At 39.6% G+C, this 14558-nt stretch carries 14 protein-coding genes; 6 read left to right on the top strand and 8 right to left on the bottom strand.

The annotated features are described in order from the left end of the window. From BR30_RS0107770 to BR30_RS0107740, 7 genes are all read right to left on the bottom strand, one after another. Complete coding sequence (locus BR30_RS0107770) at positions 1-957, bottom strand: DUF294 nucleotidyltransferase-like domain-containing protein (RefSeq protein WP_026564529.1); 957 nt, start codon at positions 955-957, stop codon at positions 1-3. 70 nt (positions 958-1027) lie between these two features. After that, positions 1028-2287 carry an ammonium transporter gene (locus BR30_RS0107765; RefSeq protein ID WP_026564528.1) on the bottom strand — a complete coding sequence of 420 codons (1260 nt, stop codon included), beginning with the start codon at positions 2285-2287 and terminating at the stop codon, positions 1028-1030. Positions 2288-2504: 217 nt separating this feature from the next. After that, positions 2505-2831 (bottom strand): MerR family transcriptional regulator, encoded by a 327-nt coding sequence (locus BR30_RS0107760; RefSeq protein WP_026564527.1) that lies wholly within the window; start codon positions 2829-2831, stop codon positions 2505-2507. A gap of 142 nt (positions 2832-2973) precedes the next feature. Continuing rightward, positions 2974-3141, bottom strand: coding sequence for a hypothetical protein (locus BR30_RS36540; RefSeq protein ID WP_155928474.1), 168 nt, complete (start codon positions 3139-3141; stop codon positions 2974-2976). Positions 3142-3167: 26 nt separating this feature from the next. After that, the gene (locus tag BR30_RS37290; protein ID WP_166256179.1) at positions 3168-3305 is read right to left on the bottom strand and encodes a hypothetical protein; all 138 of its coding nucleotides are present in this window, start codon (positions 3303-3305) and stop codon (positions 3168-3170) included. 186 nt (positions 3306-3491) lie between these two features. Continuing rightward, entirely contained in the window at positions 3492-3845 is a 354-nt protein-coding gene (locus tag BR30_RS0107745) for a hypothetical protein (protein ID WP_026564526.1), read from the bottom strand. A 155-nt stretch (positions 3846-4000) separates the two neighbouring features. After that, on the bottom strand, positions 4001-4993 hold the full coding sequence (locus tag BR30_RS0107740; RefSeq protein ID WP_026564525.1) for an NADPH:quinone oxidoreductase family protein: 993 nt from the start codon (positions 4991-4993) through the stop codon (positions 4001-4003). 304 nt (positions 4994-5297) lie between these two features. Here BR30_RS0107740 and BR30_RS0107735 point away from each other — a divergent pair, with 304 nt between their 5' ends. The 3 genes from BR30_RS0107735 to BR30_RS0107725 all read left to right on the top strand — a co-directional run bounded on the left by BR30_RS0107735 (position 5298) and on the right by BR30_RS0107725 (position 7606). After that, positions 5298-6128, top strand: coding sequence for a basic amino acid ABC transporter substrate-binding protein (locus BR30_RS0107735; protein ID WP_026564524.1), 831 nt, complete (start codon positions 5298-5300; stop codon positions 6126-6128). Between the two features lie 102 nt (positions 6129-6230). Continuing rightward, a complete protein-coding gene (locus BR30_RS0107730; protein ID WP_026564523.1) occupies positions 6231-6887 on the top strand; it encodes an amino acid ABC transporter permease in 657 nt (218 codons plus the stop codon). Further along, positions 6884-7606 (top strand): amino acid ABC transporter ATP-binding protein, encoded by a 723-nt coding sequence (locus BR30_RS0107725; protein WP_026564522.1) that lies wholly within the window; start codon positions 6884-6886, stop codon positions 7604-7606. Before BR30_RS0107730 ends, BR30_RS0107725 begins: the two co-directional genes overlap by 4 nt. A 34-nt stretch (positions 7607-7640) precedes the next feature. Here BR30_RS0107725 and BR30_RS0107720 read toward each other — a convergent pair whose 3' ends face one another. Next, positions 7641-8147, bottom strand: a complete 507-nt coding sequence (locus BR30_RS0107720) for a hypothetical protein (RefSeq protein WP_026564521.1) — start codon at positions 8145-8147, stop codon at positions 7641-7643. 154 nt (positions 8148-8301) lie between these two features. On the opposite strand from BR30_RS0107720, the gene BR30_RS0107715 reads away from it, so the two are divergent. From BR30_RS0107715 to BR30_RS0107705, 3 genes are all read left to right on the top strand, one after another. Next, complete coding sequence (locus BR30_RS0107715; protein ID WP_026564520.1) at positions 8302-9981, top strand: acyl-CoA dehydrogenase family protein; 1680 nt, start codon at positions 8302-8304, stop codon at positions 9979-9981. A gap of 402 nt (positions 9982-10383) precedes the next feature. Beyond that, a complete protein-coding gene (locus BR30_RS0107710) occupies positions 10384-13137 on the top strand; it encodes a dynamin family protein (protein WP_026564519.1) in 2754 nt (917 codons plus the stop codon). Between the two features lie 135 nt (positions 13138-13272). Next, positions 13273-14499, top strand: coding sequence for an RNA-splicing ligase RtcB (locus BR30_RS0107705; RefSeq protein WP_026564518.1), 1227 nt, complete (start codon positions 13273-13275; stop codon positions 14497-14499). The last annotated feature ends 59 nt before the right edge of the window (positions 14500-14558 follow it).

Below are 14558 nucleotides of genomic sequence, written 5' to 3'. Positions count from 1 at the left end.
TTATCCCTCCTTTTCGATAAGTTTTCCGGCGTATTGGTTCAGTGCGACACCGTTCTTTATGATTTCTTTCAGCTCATTCTTTTGCTCTTTTGTTAGTTTATCAGCTGGTAAATAGTGTCCCGATTCATAGTCAGTATGGGTAGAAAATTGAAGACGATAGGTTAACAGTTTTAAAAACAAAGTTTTATAGAGGTCCTTGTCATGAATTTGTAGTTTGTCGAGTCTTAAGAGGGTAGAAGTTTCTAAGATATGCTCTTTCATTGCCAATAGGCGAGCGGCATTGATGTAAGGGAAGAAGGCAGTCTCCTTTATATTTAGAGATCCAGCATGAATTCCGTGCGTCTCCACTAAAAGCTGACCTAAGACACCAATTCCTTTTTTAAAATGAAGAGTATTATGGTAAATCCTTGGAAGAATCTGTTCTTTTTGAACGGCTAGATAAACAAATGATTTTAGTTGTTCTATGAGTTGATGATGGCCATAAATAGAGCGTCCGTCGATAAAAATTAATAGATAACGTAACGATTCCCATGACGCTTCGTCTGCCCAGTTCAAAATTTGTTTCTCCCATTCGGCTTGTGATTTGCACCAGAATGGATTGCCTGACATTACGCCGCCATCGCAATAAGGATACCCAACCTGATAAAGACCTTTTGAAACTTCCTTTCCTAATGACAAAAAATATGCTTTTGCTTCTGGAGACGAATCAAGGTAAATGATGCCGTGGTCTTGGTCACTCCAAACCGATTGTTCGAATCGGCCTGCACTCCCCATGACAATGAAAGAGAAAGGAGAGGGAATAGGTCCATACCGTATTTGGATTTCCTTCATGGAGATTTCCAAAACCTTTTTGATTATGTTGTCGTGGAGTTGGTTCAATTGAAAGTGATCTTTGGCCGCTTCTTTCATGTGGGTATTTCTGTATTCAGCAATCGCAGAATAGGTATCTTGCTTCATTTCTGTTCACCTCCACTTAAAAAATCTAGAAAGGTGCAAGCCAGAAAGGACTTGCACCTTTCATAAATATTTAAAAAGCTTTTGTTTGTTCTGCCTTTACTAATTCTGGATAACCATAGCTTCCGTGCTCACTCATATCTAATCCAATAATCTCTTCTTCCTCTGTAACACGCAAGCCTTTCATAAACTTTTTCATAAGGGCAAGGAGGATGAAGGAGACAATAAAGGCAAATGCAGCACATGTGAATACTCCAAGTGCTTGAACACCGAGTTGGTGAAGGCCGCCCCCGTAAAACAATCCTGGCTTACCGACTGTGGCTAATTCTTTAGTGGCAAAGAATCCGGTTGATAAAGTTCCCCAGACACCAGCTGTACCATGTACGGATAAGGCAGCGATGGGATCATCAATGCCTCTGTTTTCAAAGAAGCGAATGCTGTAAAAAACAAGAATTCCTGCGATAAAGCCGATTAAGACAGCGGCCCATGTATCTACAAACGCACAAGAAGCAGTGATAGCGACTAAACCTGCCAAGGCTCCGTTTAACATCATTGGAACATCAGCTTTTCCAAGTACTATCCAAGATACGATCATCGCTGCTACCGTTCCGGCCGCTGCGGCTAAGTTAGTATTAACAGCAACAAATCCAAAGAACGCTTTATCAACAGTTAATGTGCTACCAGCGTTAAACCCAAACCAGCCAACCCATAATAGCAATACGCTTAGAGCAGTGAATACTTGGTTATGACCAGCAAGATTATTGGCTGAGCCATCTTTGTTGAATTTCCCAATACGTGGTTTTAATAGAATCGTAGCAGCCAGAGCTGCCATGGCACCTGTTAAGTGAACAACAGTAGAACCAGCGAAATCTTGTTTCCCGTGCTCTGCTAACCAGCCGCCGCCCCAAATCCAGTGAGCAATTGGTGGATAGACAATGACTGAGAAAAGTAAAGCAAATACAAGATAGGCACCTAATTTAGCTCGTTCTGCAAAACCGCCGAACGCAATCGTTAACGAAATCCCTGCAAAAGCTAATTGGAATAAAAAGAATACGGCACCAGACAGTGGCAATCCATCGATGTCATAGCCTGAATAAAAGAAATCGGAGAAACCAATCAGCGGATTTCCTTTACCAAAAATTAGTCCATACCCTACAGCCCAAAATACGATCGAGCCGATTCCGAAGGTTAGGATTGTTTTCCCTGCAATATGTCCTGCATTTTTCATTCGAGTTGAACCTGTTTCTAAGAGGATAAAACCACCAATCATTAAAATAACGAGTACAGCTCCCACCATTACCCATAGGCTATTCATTAAGAATGTAGTATCCATTTTTTCTCCCCCTTTTAAATGATGTTAATATTCTTAACATTGTTTATGTTAGTATTTTTACATGATTTTAGAGTGGTTTCTATAAGTTTGGGAGATTATCTAACATGGATTTTAAAAAATGGTCATTTGCCTTAAGTTATAGATAGATTGATGTACCGAGAAAGGATGAAAAATCCCATTCCTTTATTGAAGGAATGGGATCATATTGGTTAGTTCCTTACTTTTTTCGTAAACCGAATTGGGCATTTAATTGTCCTTGGATCATCTGTCTGCGGATCTGTTCTTCGTTGTGTTTCTTTTGTTCACGCAGCATTTCCTTCCTGATATCATGTGTTTGAATGCCATCTTCAATCTTATTAGCAATCTCCATCAGCAATTCCACGTCTGAAAAGGAAAATTTGCGGCTTCCACCGGCAGATCTTTCCGGAAAAATCAATTTTCGTTCCTCATAGTAACGGATTTGCCGTTCGGATAGACCTGTGAGATCCCTGACGATGCCTATTGTTATTACCTTTTTATCTTTATAAGAGATGTCTTTTCCCATTATTGTCGCTCACCACACCCTATTGTTAACAGATAGTTATTATTTCTTTTTCATAATATTATATTATGTTAGATTTCCTTACATAGGACTAGGTTATCATACTATTTTGCTTGTTTGTCAAAATAAGTATTTATGGAGTAATTTAATTTGAGTCTGCTGAGGAGAATGTTTTGTTGTACAATCTTTCCAGTTCTGAGAAGGTAAGGGAGTGTAGTTCTTGATGTGAAAAATCAGTGGCTCCTGATTCTAACAACTTTCTTAGATAAAACCGTCTAAGGCGTTCGAGTCCTTTCCTTAAGCGTGTTGTCATCCTTCTTCCCCCTTTTCAAATGGAAATTAATAATTTTGTAATCTCCTTAAAAGTTCGTTCGCTTGGGAGCCCATTGTTTTCATGAGTTCTTCATACAACTCATCTCTTAATTTATCTAATTGAAGGATTCTTTCAGCGAGTTTAATATCATTTCTTCGATACATATGAAATCTTCCTTTCTCTTGTGGTTTATATAGAAAAGTTAACTGAATTTTCGCTCCTTGTCAGTGGATTTGTAAGATATCCTAACAGGATTTTAATATCATCCTTCAAATTGGTAAAAAACCTTACCAATTTTTCATTCGTTATGTAAAAGAACCGGACATCTGCCCGGTTCTTCGAAAGTTTTTTTAATATTCTCCATCAAATGGAGTGAATGGGAAGTTGAATCTTCTTTCAACAGCACGAAGACGTTGATTTACTCGTTGAAGTCTGCGGTCGAGTTGTGCTACTTGACGTTGTAGTTGATTGATCTCTCTTTCTTGCCGCTCATTTTGCCGCTCCAATTGATTCAGTCTGCGCTCAACTTGTTGTGGTTGTCTTGCCGGATCATATTGTTCTGGTAGATAAGGATTAAATGGTTCTGGTTGTTCATAGTAATTCACTTGTTCTGGTTGACCATAGTAATTCATTGATTCAGGTTGAACATAGGCGTTATATTCCATCGGCATTTGAGGCGTTTGATAAAGACCATACGGATTCATTTAGGCATCTCTCCTTATGTTGTAAATACCCTATAGATTATGTAGGTATTGGTAAGGAGTAACGGCGAATGCCTATAGATAGGGATTGTCTTATTAGATATTTAGCCCTATAAAATAAAAATGAGATGATCAGAGTCATCTCAAAATCATGCGTTTTAAAGTTTTACAATTGTCCTGCCCCGTGCTTCACCTTTTAGGATCGATGATAAATAATTTGGTAATTCTCCTAGCGTTACTTCCTTATTCATCACTTCTAATAAACAATCTGGTTTAAAATCAGTGGCCATGCGCTTCCATAAGGTGACCCTCGTTTCCATTGGGTAATATACGGAATCAATACCAAGCAAATTGACCCCTCTAAGAATGAATGGGAATACTGTCGTTTGTACATCTCCGCCGCCTGTTAGACCGCTGACTGCTACCGAGCCATTATAAGTAATTTTACTAAGAATCGAGGCGAGTGTTTTGCCGCCAACAGGATCGACTGCTGCAGCCCAAAGCTGCTTATCTAACGCCCTGATTTTTTCACCTGTAACATCCTCACGGGAAAGGATTTCGCTTGCACCAAGTTCAACAAGGAAGTCATGTTCCGCTTCTTTACCTGTACTTGCGACCACATGGTAGCCCCGTTTGGCAAGGATGGCTACTGCTATACTTCCAACCCCTCCTGTAGCGCCCGTCACAAGCACCTTGCCTTTATCAGGAGTTAATCCATTTTCTTCTAAGCGTTGAACGGATAAAGCCGCTGTAAACCCAGCTGTTCCGTAAATCATTGCTTCTTTTAAAGACAGCCCTTCCGGCAATGGCACCACCCAATCAGCAGGAATCTGGGCATATTCACTGAAGCCGCCATAATGGGAGACCCCAATCTCATAACTAGTTGCAATCACTTTATCGCCCTCTTCAAAGCGAGAATCGTTCGAACGAACAACAACTCCTGAAAGGTCAATGCCTGGAATAAAAGGATAGGATCTGACAATTTTTCCATCCGGCGTACTCGCTAATCCGTCCTTGTAGTTCACACTCGAATAGCTGACCTTGATAAGGACATCACCTGCTGGAAGGTCTTGTAAGGTTATTTCATTTACGTTTACAGTAAAGTCGCTTTCAGTCTTGTCTACTACTAATGCTTTAAATGATTCGTTCATTTTATTTACCCCCTATATGTCTCAATTAGTTAAATATAAATAAACAACTCCCGTTAATCAATGACAGGAATGTGACAGGTGGAAAAGGGGGCATTGACCAAAAAATTACCCGCCTTCCGTATTGAATGAAGGCGGGCAAAAATTATTCTACAATGTTAACACTTTAGTTAATTACAGTACTAATATAGTAAAATATTTAAAATATTGAATATATAATTAAAACAGGTTATAATCATTTATATTCAAAATATTATCAAAATTTTTAAAAAATACTTTTTAGAAAAAACATTGGAGGTCTGAAAAAATGAAGAAATTTAAATTAGTTTCAACTTTTTTAATGGTCGCACTGCTTTTAATTCTGTCAGCTTGCGGTACTAGTAAAAGTACAAGCACAGGTACAAAAGCAGGAGGAGACACTGAAAAGAAAACACTGCGCGTGGTAACAGATGCTGCCTATGCACCGTTTGAATACCAGGATAAAGGCGAAGTTGTCGGTTTTGATATTGATTTTATCAAGGCAGTGGCAAAAGAAGCAGGCTATAAAGTGAAGGTTGAGCATGTCGGCTGGGATCCAATTTTTGTTGAATTAGATAAAAAAATTGCTGACATCGGTATATCTGCCATTACGATTAACGATGAAAGAAAACAATCCTATGATTTTTCAGTGCCATACTTTTTATCAACCAACAAAATCCTCGTTCCAAAAGATAGTGACATTAAGAGCGCAGCTGATCTAAAAAATAATAAAACGATTGCCGTTCAGAATGCGACAACAGGACAAGAAGCTGTTGAAGGTCTATTAGGCAAAAATAGTGATAAAATCAAAAAATTTGAAAATAATAATCTAGCAATCTTGGAATTGAAAAGCGGTGGAGCTGATGCTGTAGTTGCAGATAACACTGTTATCGAGGAATATGCAAAAAACAATCCTAAAGATAATTTTGTTGTTATTGAAGATTCAGCTGCATTTGCTAAAGAATTTTACGGACTTATGTTTCCAAAGGGCAGCAAGATTAAAGCAGACTTTGATCAGGCTGTAAAAGCAGTCATCGATAACGGAACCTATGCAGAAGTATACAAGAAGTGGTTTAAAGTAGAACCAGATACACAAATCTTAAAAGATCAACAGAAGTAAAAATCGCTGAATGAATTGCGTAACTCTTAACCAAGCAGTTACGCAATTTTTGCTAGTTAGATTAGAATAATTAGCTTGTTGTTTAATAGGGGGATTTATTGTATGGATTTTCGTTGGGATATTTTAGTTGAATACGCTCCATTTTTCCTAAAAGGAACGGTTCTGACTATCGGGCTTTCCATCGCAAGTATTTTGATTGGTACCATTCTTGGCTTATTCATCGGATTAGGAAAAATGATGAAAAATAAGCTCCTCGCTTGGCCGTTTACTATTTACATTACTTTTTTTCGAGGGACACCCTTACTTGTTCAGATATTATTAATCCATTTTGCTGTTGTACCTCTTTTTCTTGATGAAACCAGTCCCGTTTTAGCTGCTATTCTTACTCTATCATTAAATGCTGCCGCCTATATTGCTGAGATCTTTCGTGCGGGGATTCAATCCATTGATCGCGGGCAAATGGAGGCTGCACGTTCATTAGGGATGAATCATGTACAAGCCATGCGCCATGTTATTCTGCCGCAAGCTTTCAAACGAATGATTCCACCACTAGGCAATGAATTTATCGTTCTAATAAAAGAATCATCATTAGCGGCTCTCATTGCTGCCCCTGAATTAATGTATTGGGGACGAGCTATGCAAGGACAATATTTCCGTGTATGGGAACCATATCTTGCAGCAGCTGTTATTTATCTCGTCTTAACACTTTCTTTAAGCTTCCTGCTTACTCGTCTTGAAAGGAGGTTGGCTACTGAATGATCCAGGTGAAGAATTTGAAAAAATCCTTTGGGCAAAATGAGGTCCTCAAGGACATTAACGTTACCGTTAAAAATAAAGAGGTAGTCGTGGTCATTGGTCCTTCAGGTTCTGGGAAATCGACGTTTCTTCGCTGTATTAATATGCTCGAAACGATTACTGGGGGCCATGTCTATATTGAAGGTGTCGATTTGACTGACAAGAATACCGATATTAATAAAGTACGAACAGAAGTGGGCATGGTTTTTCAACAATTCAATCTATTTCCGCATAAAACTGTAATTGAAAATATTATGCTCGCACCAATGAAAGTAAGAAATACTCCTAAGGAAAAGGCTAGGGCTAAGGGGTTAGAGCTTTTACGAAAAGTTGGTTTAGAGGATAAGGCAGAAGCCTATCCTGATTCCTTATCCGGCGGACAAAAGCAGCGGGTTGCAATTGCAAGGGCGCTGGCAATGGAGCCGAAGATTATGCTTTTTGATGAACCCACGTCAGCACTAGACCCTGAAATGGTCGGTGAGGTACTGGAGGTTATGAAGGACCTTGCAAAGGAAGGAATGACGATGGTAGTCGTGACTCATGAAATGGGTTTTGCTAAAGAAGTGGGTGACCGTGTTATTTTTATGGACGGTGGTTTGGTGGTTGAAGAAAATGTTCCAAGCGAATTATTTGATCATCCGCAAGAAGAACGGACCAAAGCATTTTTAAGTAAAGTTTTATAACACCAAAGGAGGCGGAAGCCTCCTTTTTATTCTTTTATTCAAGCTTAAATATTTCAACAATCCGGTCCGCCTTTAGCCGGTTTTGACATAGTTTAAATACATGTCCTAAAAATTCTTCCACCTCAAGGGCTGAGGAGGGCAGTTTAATTTGTATGGTTGTCGAGCCAAACATTTGCTTAAAATAAGCTTTTCTTTGATCATTTTTTCCGTCTCGTTTAAAAGGCTTATATGTCCAGATAAGATGTGGTGCTCCGTCAATTTCTTGAATTTGCCGTATCTCTGCACAGGTCGTTGAACGATCATGTGCGTAAACGACTAAATAATAGTTGTCATTTCGATGCCAATCAATGAATACAAAGTAATAGCCAGTATCACTATCCGGCTTTGTAATCTCAAAAGCGGCGAGTGTGGGCTTCCCGTTTGTCCATTGATGAAACTTCACCAAACGGCCGCCCGTAGTTTTAAGTTTTTGTATCTCAAAGACCGTAGAAGCTGAGTTTTCTATAAAGTTAGCTAAAAATATAGCTTGTTCCTTTTCCAATGAAAATTTCCCCTTAATGTATTTGAACCAATTATACTTCGGAGTTGGATAAAAAGGAAAGATGTCCAAAAATATCCTAAATTTATTTTTATCAGGATAAGAAAGTGATATACTAAATTTATTGATTATTCTGAAAAAGAGGGTGTTATCCAAGATGAATTTTTATAAAGAGGATTTGGCGTTTCAAGCCTTGCTTAAAGAGTTACTTGATCCATCCTTTTTCGAGTATGCTGACAAGGAGCTGACAGCCTTTGGTGAGAAATGTGCTACCGAAATTGAATCACGGGCCAGGTTTACGGATAGGGAGGGACAGCCGCGCTTAATTAAATATGATGCTTATGGTGAAGATGTTTCTGAAGTATGGGTGAACGAAGGTTATCGTAGAACGGTGGAAGATACCTATAATACCGGAATTGTCGGCTATGTTCATAAAGAAATCCCCTCGCTCGGTGAGAAGGGGAATTATATTTACTCCTATGCCCAAGGCTATCTGCTCTCACAAACAGAACCAGGGTTTTACTGTCCAGTCACATTGTCGATGGCCACCGCTTATTTACTAAACCAGTATGCATCTGAAGAAATGAAGGAACGGTTTTTGCCGCATGTCCTCTCAACAGGAGAAGTTCCACTTTATGAGGGAGCGACATTCCTTACAGAGCGTCAGGGGGGCTCAGATGTCGGAGCGAATGAGACGAGGGCTGTGGAACACGGAGAACATTTCAAACTTTATGGTGAAAAGTACTTTGCCTCCAATGCCGGTATGTGTGGAGTGGCGATGGTCTTAGCACGGAAAGAAGGCGCACCCGCCGGAACAAAGGGGCTGACTTTATTTGCCGTACCATGGCGGAATCAAGATGGCAGGCTAAATGGAATCCGGATTCGCCGCTTAAAGGATAAACTCGGAGTCAGAGCTGTCCCTTCGGCTGAAGTGGAATTCGATGGTGCCGATGCTTTTGTGGTGGGAGATCCTTCGAAGGGTTTCTACTATATGATGGAAGCTCTTAATCTCTCAAGAGTGTGCAATGCCGTTGCCTCATTAGGAATTATGAGGAGGGCCTATCATGAAGCTAAGGAATATGCCCTTAGAAGGGATGCGTTCGGCAGTAAACTCGCTAACTATCCAATGGTCAAGGATACACTGTCAAGGCTCGCTGTAAAGTTGAAAATTGAAACACGCACCGTTTTTACATATCTTCCATTGTTTGAACGGGTCATGCACAATCAAGCGAGTCAAAAGGAGACTATTCTTAATCGTCTTTACATTGCACTTTTGAAAAAAGAAACGGCTGAACAAGCGATTCATTTTTCACATGAAGCAATCGAACTGCATGGCGGCAATGGTTATATTGAAGATTTTGTAACTCCAAGATTGTTACGGGATGCTCAGGTTCTGACTGTCTGGGAAGGGACGGCCAATATTCTCGGGTTAGAGGTCCTGCGTTTAATGGAGAAGTTCAAAGCGGATGAACTGTTTTTAGATGAGATGAGCCAGCGTCTACGAGGTGTCGCCCATTTGCCATCTGAATGGACGTATTTAGTAGAAAATAAGTTAATTCAGTTACAGAACTTATCAAAATCTTTACGGACGGCATCGGCTGATCAAAAGACTTTTCATTCGAAAAAGGCTGCCGAACTTATGGTGAAAATTTTTGAAAGCATTGTGGCTCTTGAGCAGGCAGCAAGCGGTGATCCGCGCTCAGTCAAGGTAATGGAGATTTTTCTAGAGGAAACATGGAAATCCTCTTATTTGTTCAATGAAGAAATGAGGACAGTGAATTATTTTTCTGAGATTGTCTTGAATTCAAAGAGTGAGAAGACTGTGTCTGTTGGATGAGAATGACGTCTATTAAGCTTGCCACTCATTCTTGGCAGGCTTATTTTTTGCTTGATTCATCTGGTTGTTTCCCGTTATTATCCAGCAAATATCATAAATTTCGTAAAATATGTAATAAGAGTCCAGAAATATGTAATAACTTCCTAAAAATATGTAATAAGTATCATGAAATTTTCGCGATTTTCAATTATTATCCAGTTAACGTCGTAAGTCCTGAAAAATATGAAATAAGTTCTACTTTGTCTTCAAAATGAAATACAACTGACATCCTTTTAAAAAATTGCTCTGGTAGAATCGTAATAATTGAGACTTAAAATCAGATAATCCGTCGAATAGTATAGAGAATAATTATGGCTCTTTTCCATATGAATGACAGAGAGTGTTGTAATTGGAGGGAAAGATATGACATTAGAGACGCAATTAAAACTGAAAACGTATTATAAAATGTTCATCAATGAACATGAAAATATTCATCCGATTGAGGTCCTTGGTGAACTGTTTCAAGAGGAAGCTTGTAAGGATCTGCCGAATCTATCATCGATTCGCTTTGCACAGGGGGAAGTGTATTTCCATCATAAGGATTATGAAGCAGCCATTTTTAAATGGGAAAATATTATTAATGAGCTCGAACCATGGGCGAAAAAAAACACAGCTGATGCTTATTATCAGTTAGGCCTGCTTTCTACCGCTGAAGATCTTTATTGTGCGATTACAAGTGATAATCTTACGTTAACTACCGAAGTAGCATTACAGTTATTTTCGTTGTATATCGAGCGAGGAAAGTTAGACCTGGCATTATCAGTGATAAAGAAAACCATTGATGCAAACCCAGATTATCCAAATGTGACGGAAATTGCTCGTACTTTTTTTGAAGAGCATCAAGATTGGAATCATGCCATAGAACTTGCCGTAAACGAAGCCATCAGAACGGGTTCATTAGAGTGGTTTGATATGATTATTTCGTATGTGGAAAAGGGAGTGACTAGTAGTCATGCGCCTAGTTACTTTTCCCAGGCTGTCCATTTTCTGTTTAGCCTAGATCAACGAAAATTCGAGCAGCTTATTTCCACTCTTTGGAACAGCTATAACAATGAAGAAGTCTATTTCACTTGGATAAGGGAAATGAACCATTTGTTATTAAGCCTTGATATCAGTCAAGATGACTACTTAGCAGAGCTTTCAAATCTCCATAAAGAAGCATTTTTTAGCTTTATCGATGGTAGATACTACATTAAAACTCTCCAGGATTTTATTCCTGACTTTCTAACGAATTGGCTGCGTCTCGCTGACACTAAAAATGTCGTCCTTTCAGCAGCAGCCGTTCTTTCTTGGAATGAACTGTTTCCAGCGAGTTTAAGTATGTCAATCGTTAATGAGGCTGAGAAACTAATTAGTATTACGGAAACAGATATGGACGAACTTGAGGAGTGCCTGACACTCTTTGATGCGATTATTAATTGGGCCCAAGCCAATGAGATGGGTGAGAATAATCGTGTAAAATGGATTGTTCAGCAATTAGTGAATTTTGACACACAACATCTGCTTATTACCGGATTAAGCGGCAGCGGAAAATCGACGTTTGTTAATGCAATTCTTGGTGAAGACCTGCAAGATAGCCCTACTTCTTCACTGGTCATGTTTAAAGACTCCGCAGATGAAGAAATCACGGAAATTACGGATCGAGAGATTACTAGTTTATCCGGCTTTTCTGATTTCCAAGAACGAATGGATCGCCGCCGTAACGCGTTGGAATCTATCATTGAATTTAAGTGTCCAAATGCCTTTTTGCAGGGAAATAAGGTTGCACTTATAGATACACCGGGATTAAAAGGAAACTATAATGATTCTTATGAAGTGTTGAAGAATCTGCAATTGGCTGATGCGGTCCTCTTCGTACTTGATGCAAATGCACCGTTTACTGATAAAGAACGGTCTGTTCTTGCAAAAATTCAAGAGTTAGCACCTGACATTCCCGTGCATTTTCTGCTCAGTAAGATGGACACGATTGCCAATGAGCAGGAAGCAATTAGTGTCTTTGATGAAACAAGGGCGAGGATTCAATCGTATATACCGGATGCATCCGTGTTTGCCTTTTCATCGCAATATGAGAATCGCCAGCAGTTAAAGGACTTACAAGAGTTTATCCACTCCATTAAAAATACAAGAAATATGGAAGATAAACGTTTGGCAAAGTTATTGTTCTATATTCGCACAACGATTGCCAGCCTGATGCAAAAACGGGTGGATGTTGAAAATCAATTGATCGAATCAGTCCGTTGGAATGAAGAAATGCTCCAGAAATTAACGGGTGCAATCAATCAACTGAAGGATACAGAAAATCAAAAATCAAAAGCTGTGGTACAGTCTTACCGTGCCATCAAAAATACGGTTGCAAAAGATATTTCAGAGACGGTTCCAAAAATGCTTCAAGAATGTTCTACCTTCATCAATGAAGACAGTAATTTTAGCAAGGTTCATATAGAACTTAATGAAGTGATGAACAAAAAACTAGAGGAGTACTTAGACCAGACGGTGCTGCCTAAATATTACCGCTTATTGCAAGAATGGATTGATGGGTGCAAAGAGGAGTTTGTGCAAAGTCAAGATTTTCTAAATGAAATTGGTGAAAGCTTTAATCGTATGTATGGAGAAGACCGCCTCGCGCTTGATTGTGATTTTAAGGTAATTGACGATTGGCACCGCGACACCGACCGGATGACAAGTCGCTTCCAATTGGAAACTGTTAACATCCTGCTGCGCAACACCCCGTCGCAATTTATACTGAAAAGCGCTGGGAAATTGTTTGGAGCCATATCACAAAATAAAGCGATGCTTTTTAATAAGTACAAAGCATTTGTGGAAAATGAGGATTATGCTGAAGCTATCTCTGCAGTGAATCAACAGTTTTTCCAGCAATTTGAACTGTTTGAAAAATCACTTGAGCGCGATGTAACCCTGTTTGTCAAGAGTCCATTGCAGTTATTAAATCATTCAGCAGAAGAGGCGCAAGCTGGAATACAGGCGAACCAAGAAATGCTTACGAATATGAATGCCAACCCAGAGATGTTCCGTGATCCATTAACCTTGTTTGAGGTTAGATTGCGTCAGTTTGAGTGGATGACCGTGGCCGGAAAAGGCATGCAAACTGTTTATTAATAACGGTGAAGAAGGAAGATGTCAAATGGCATCTTCCTTTATTCATATAGAAAAAAATGTCGGACGAAAATCGGTTGCCCCAAAGCCCATAAGATGGTAGCCTATTGGTAATCTGCTTTAAAGGAGGGAAAACAAGTGATTAAGGTAACGGGTACACAAACAGAAGCAAACGTATTTTCAAACTATCCTCAAGAAACAGCCCTTGAGCAAATCCAAGAGCTTTGTAATCAAGGATTTTTAAAGGATACAAAGATTAGTATCATGCCAGATTATCATGCGGGCAAAGGCTGTGTAATTGGAACGACCATTCAGCTAAAGGATAAGGTTGTTCCTAATCTGGTTGGTGTGGATGTCGGCTGCGGAGTGCTGACCGTCAAGCTTCAGGATAAAAAGGTTGATTTTAATAGACTGGATCAAGTAATCCGTACGTATGTCCCAAGTGGGCAGGAAGTGCATAGTGATGAGACAGTCGGATTTATTAACACGAGTTTTCCCGCCATTCAAGAATTCCAAGCAGAGCACATCTTAAGTGAAAACCGAAGCCGTTATAGCTTAGGGACACTAGGCGGCGGCAATCATTTTATTGAAGTTTCGGTTGATTCCGATGGTTACCACTATTTAACGATTCATACTGGAAGCCGTTATGTAGGAGCGAAGATAGCCACCTACTATCAAAAGGTAGCTATCTCAAAACTTCGTCAGCAGGATCTTTCAGGACTTATTGACCAATTAAAGGAAGAAGGACGCCAAAAAGAAATCCAAGCCATGATCCAGAGCTATAAAGAAAAGAATCCAGTTATTCCTAATGATTTAGCGTATTTGGAAGGTGAGGATTTTCATAACTATATGCATGACATGAAGCTAGCGCAGGCTTTTGCAAAAGCAAACCGCGAAGAGATTGCGAGAGCGATTACAGGAAATATGGGATTTGAGGAGCAGGACCGTTTCGATACCGTACACAATTATATTGACACCGAGAACCTAATTTTACGAAAAGGGGCAGTTTCTGCACAAAGAGGGGAGCGTCTTATCATTCCAATTAATATGAGAGACGGGTCGATTTTGGCAGTAGGTAAAGGGAATGATGACTGGAATTGCTCGGCCCCGCATGGAGCAGGCCGCGTTTTGAGCCGGACAAAAGCGATGAAAACTCTTAATATGGATGATTTCCATAAAACCATGGAAGGCGTCTGGACGACTTCTGTTTCAGAAGAAACCTTAGATGAGGCGCCAATGGCCTATAAGTCTATGAATGAAATTTTAGAAAAGGTTGAGGAAACCGTGGAGATTGCAGGATTTATTAAACCAGTTTATAACTTTAAAGCCAGTGAAAAGTATACACCTGGAAAATATAAAAAATGATTGAACAAGAAAGGGTGCCTCGAGTTTGAGGCACCCTAATTTATTAAATGGATAATGCA

This window comes from Bacillus sp. UNC41MFS5 (assembly GCF_000686805.1).
Note: the sequence above shows the minus strand (reverse complement) of the source record. Positions and strands in the feature narration are given on the sequence as shown.

Coding starts and splice junctions, on each gene's coding strand:
- BR30_RS0107770 (WP_026564529.1), bottom strand. CDS start 957: ATGAAGCAAGATACCTATTCTGCGATTGCTGAATACAGAAATACCCAC.
- BR30_RS0107765 (WP_026564528.1), bottom strand. CDS start 2,287: ATGGATACTACATTCTTAATGAATAGCCTATGGGTAATGGTGGGAGCT.
- BR30_RS0107760 (WP_026564527.1), bottom strand. CDS start 2,831: ATGGGAAAAGACATCTCTTATAAAGATAAAAAGGTAATAACAATAGGC.
- BR30_RS36540 (WP_155928474.1), bottom strand. CDS start 3,141: ATGACAACACGCTTAAGGAAAGGACTCGAACGCCTTAGACGGTTTTAT.
- BR30_RS37290 (WP_166256179.1), bottom strand. CDS start 3,305: ATGTATCGAAGAAATGATATTAAACTCGCTGAAAGAATCCTTCAATTA.
- BR30_RS0107745 (WP_026564526.1), bottom strand. CDS start 3,845: ATGAATCCGTATGGTCTTTATCAAACGCCTCAAATGCCGATGGAATAT.
- BR30_RS0107740 (WP_026564525.1), bottom strand. CDS start 4,993: ATGAACGAATCATTTAAAGCATTAGTAGTAGACAAGACTGAAAGCGAC.
- BR30_RS0107735 (WP_026564524.1), top strand. CDS start 5,298: ATGAAGAAATTTAAATTAGTTTCAACTTTTTTAATGGTCGCACTGCTT.
- BR30_RS0107730 (WP_026564523.1), top strand. CDS start 6,231: ATGGATTTTCGTTGGGATATTTTAGTTGAATACGCTCCATTTTTCCTA.
- BR30_RS0107725 (WP_026564522.1), top strand. CDS start 6,884: ATGATCCAGGTGAAGAATTTGAAAAAATCCTTTGGGCAAAATGAGGTC.
- BR30_RS0107715 (WP_026564520.1), top strand. CDS start 8,302: ATGAATTTTTATAAAGAGGATTTGGCGTTTCAAGCCTTGCTTAAAGAG.
- BR30_RS0107710 (WP_026564519.1), top strand. CDS start 10,384: ATGACATTAGAGACGCAATTAAAACTGAAAACGTATTATAAAATGTTC.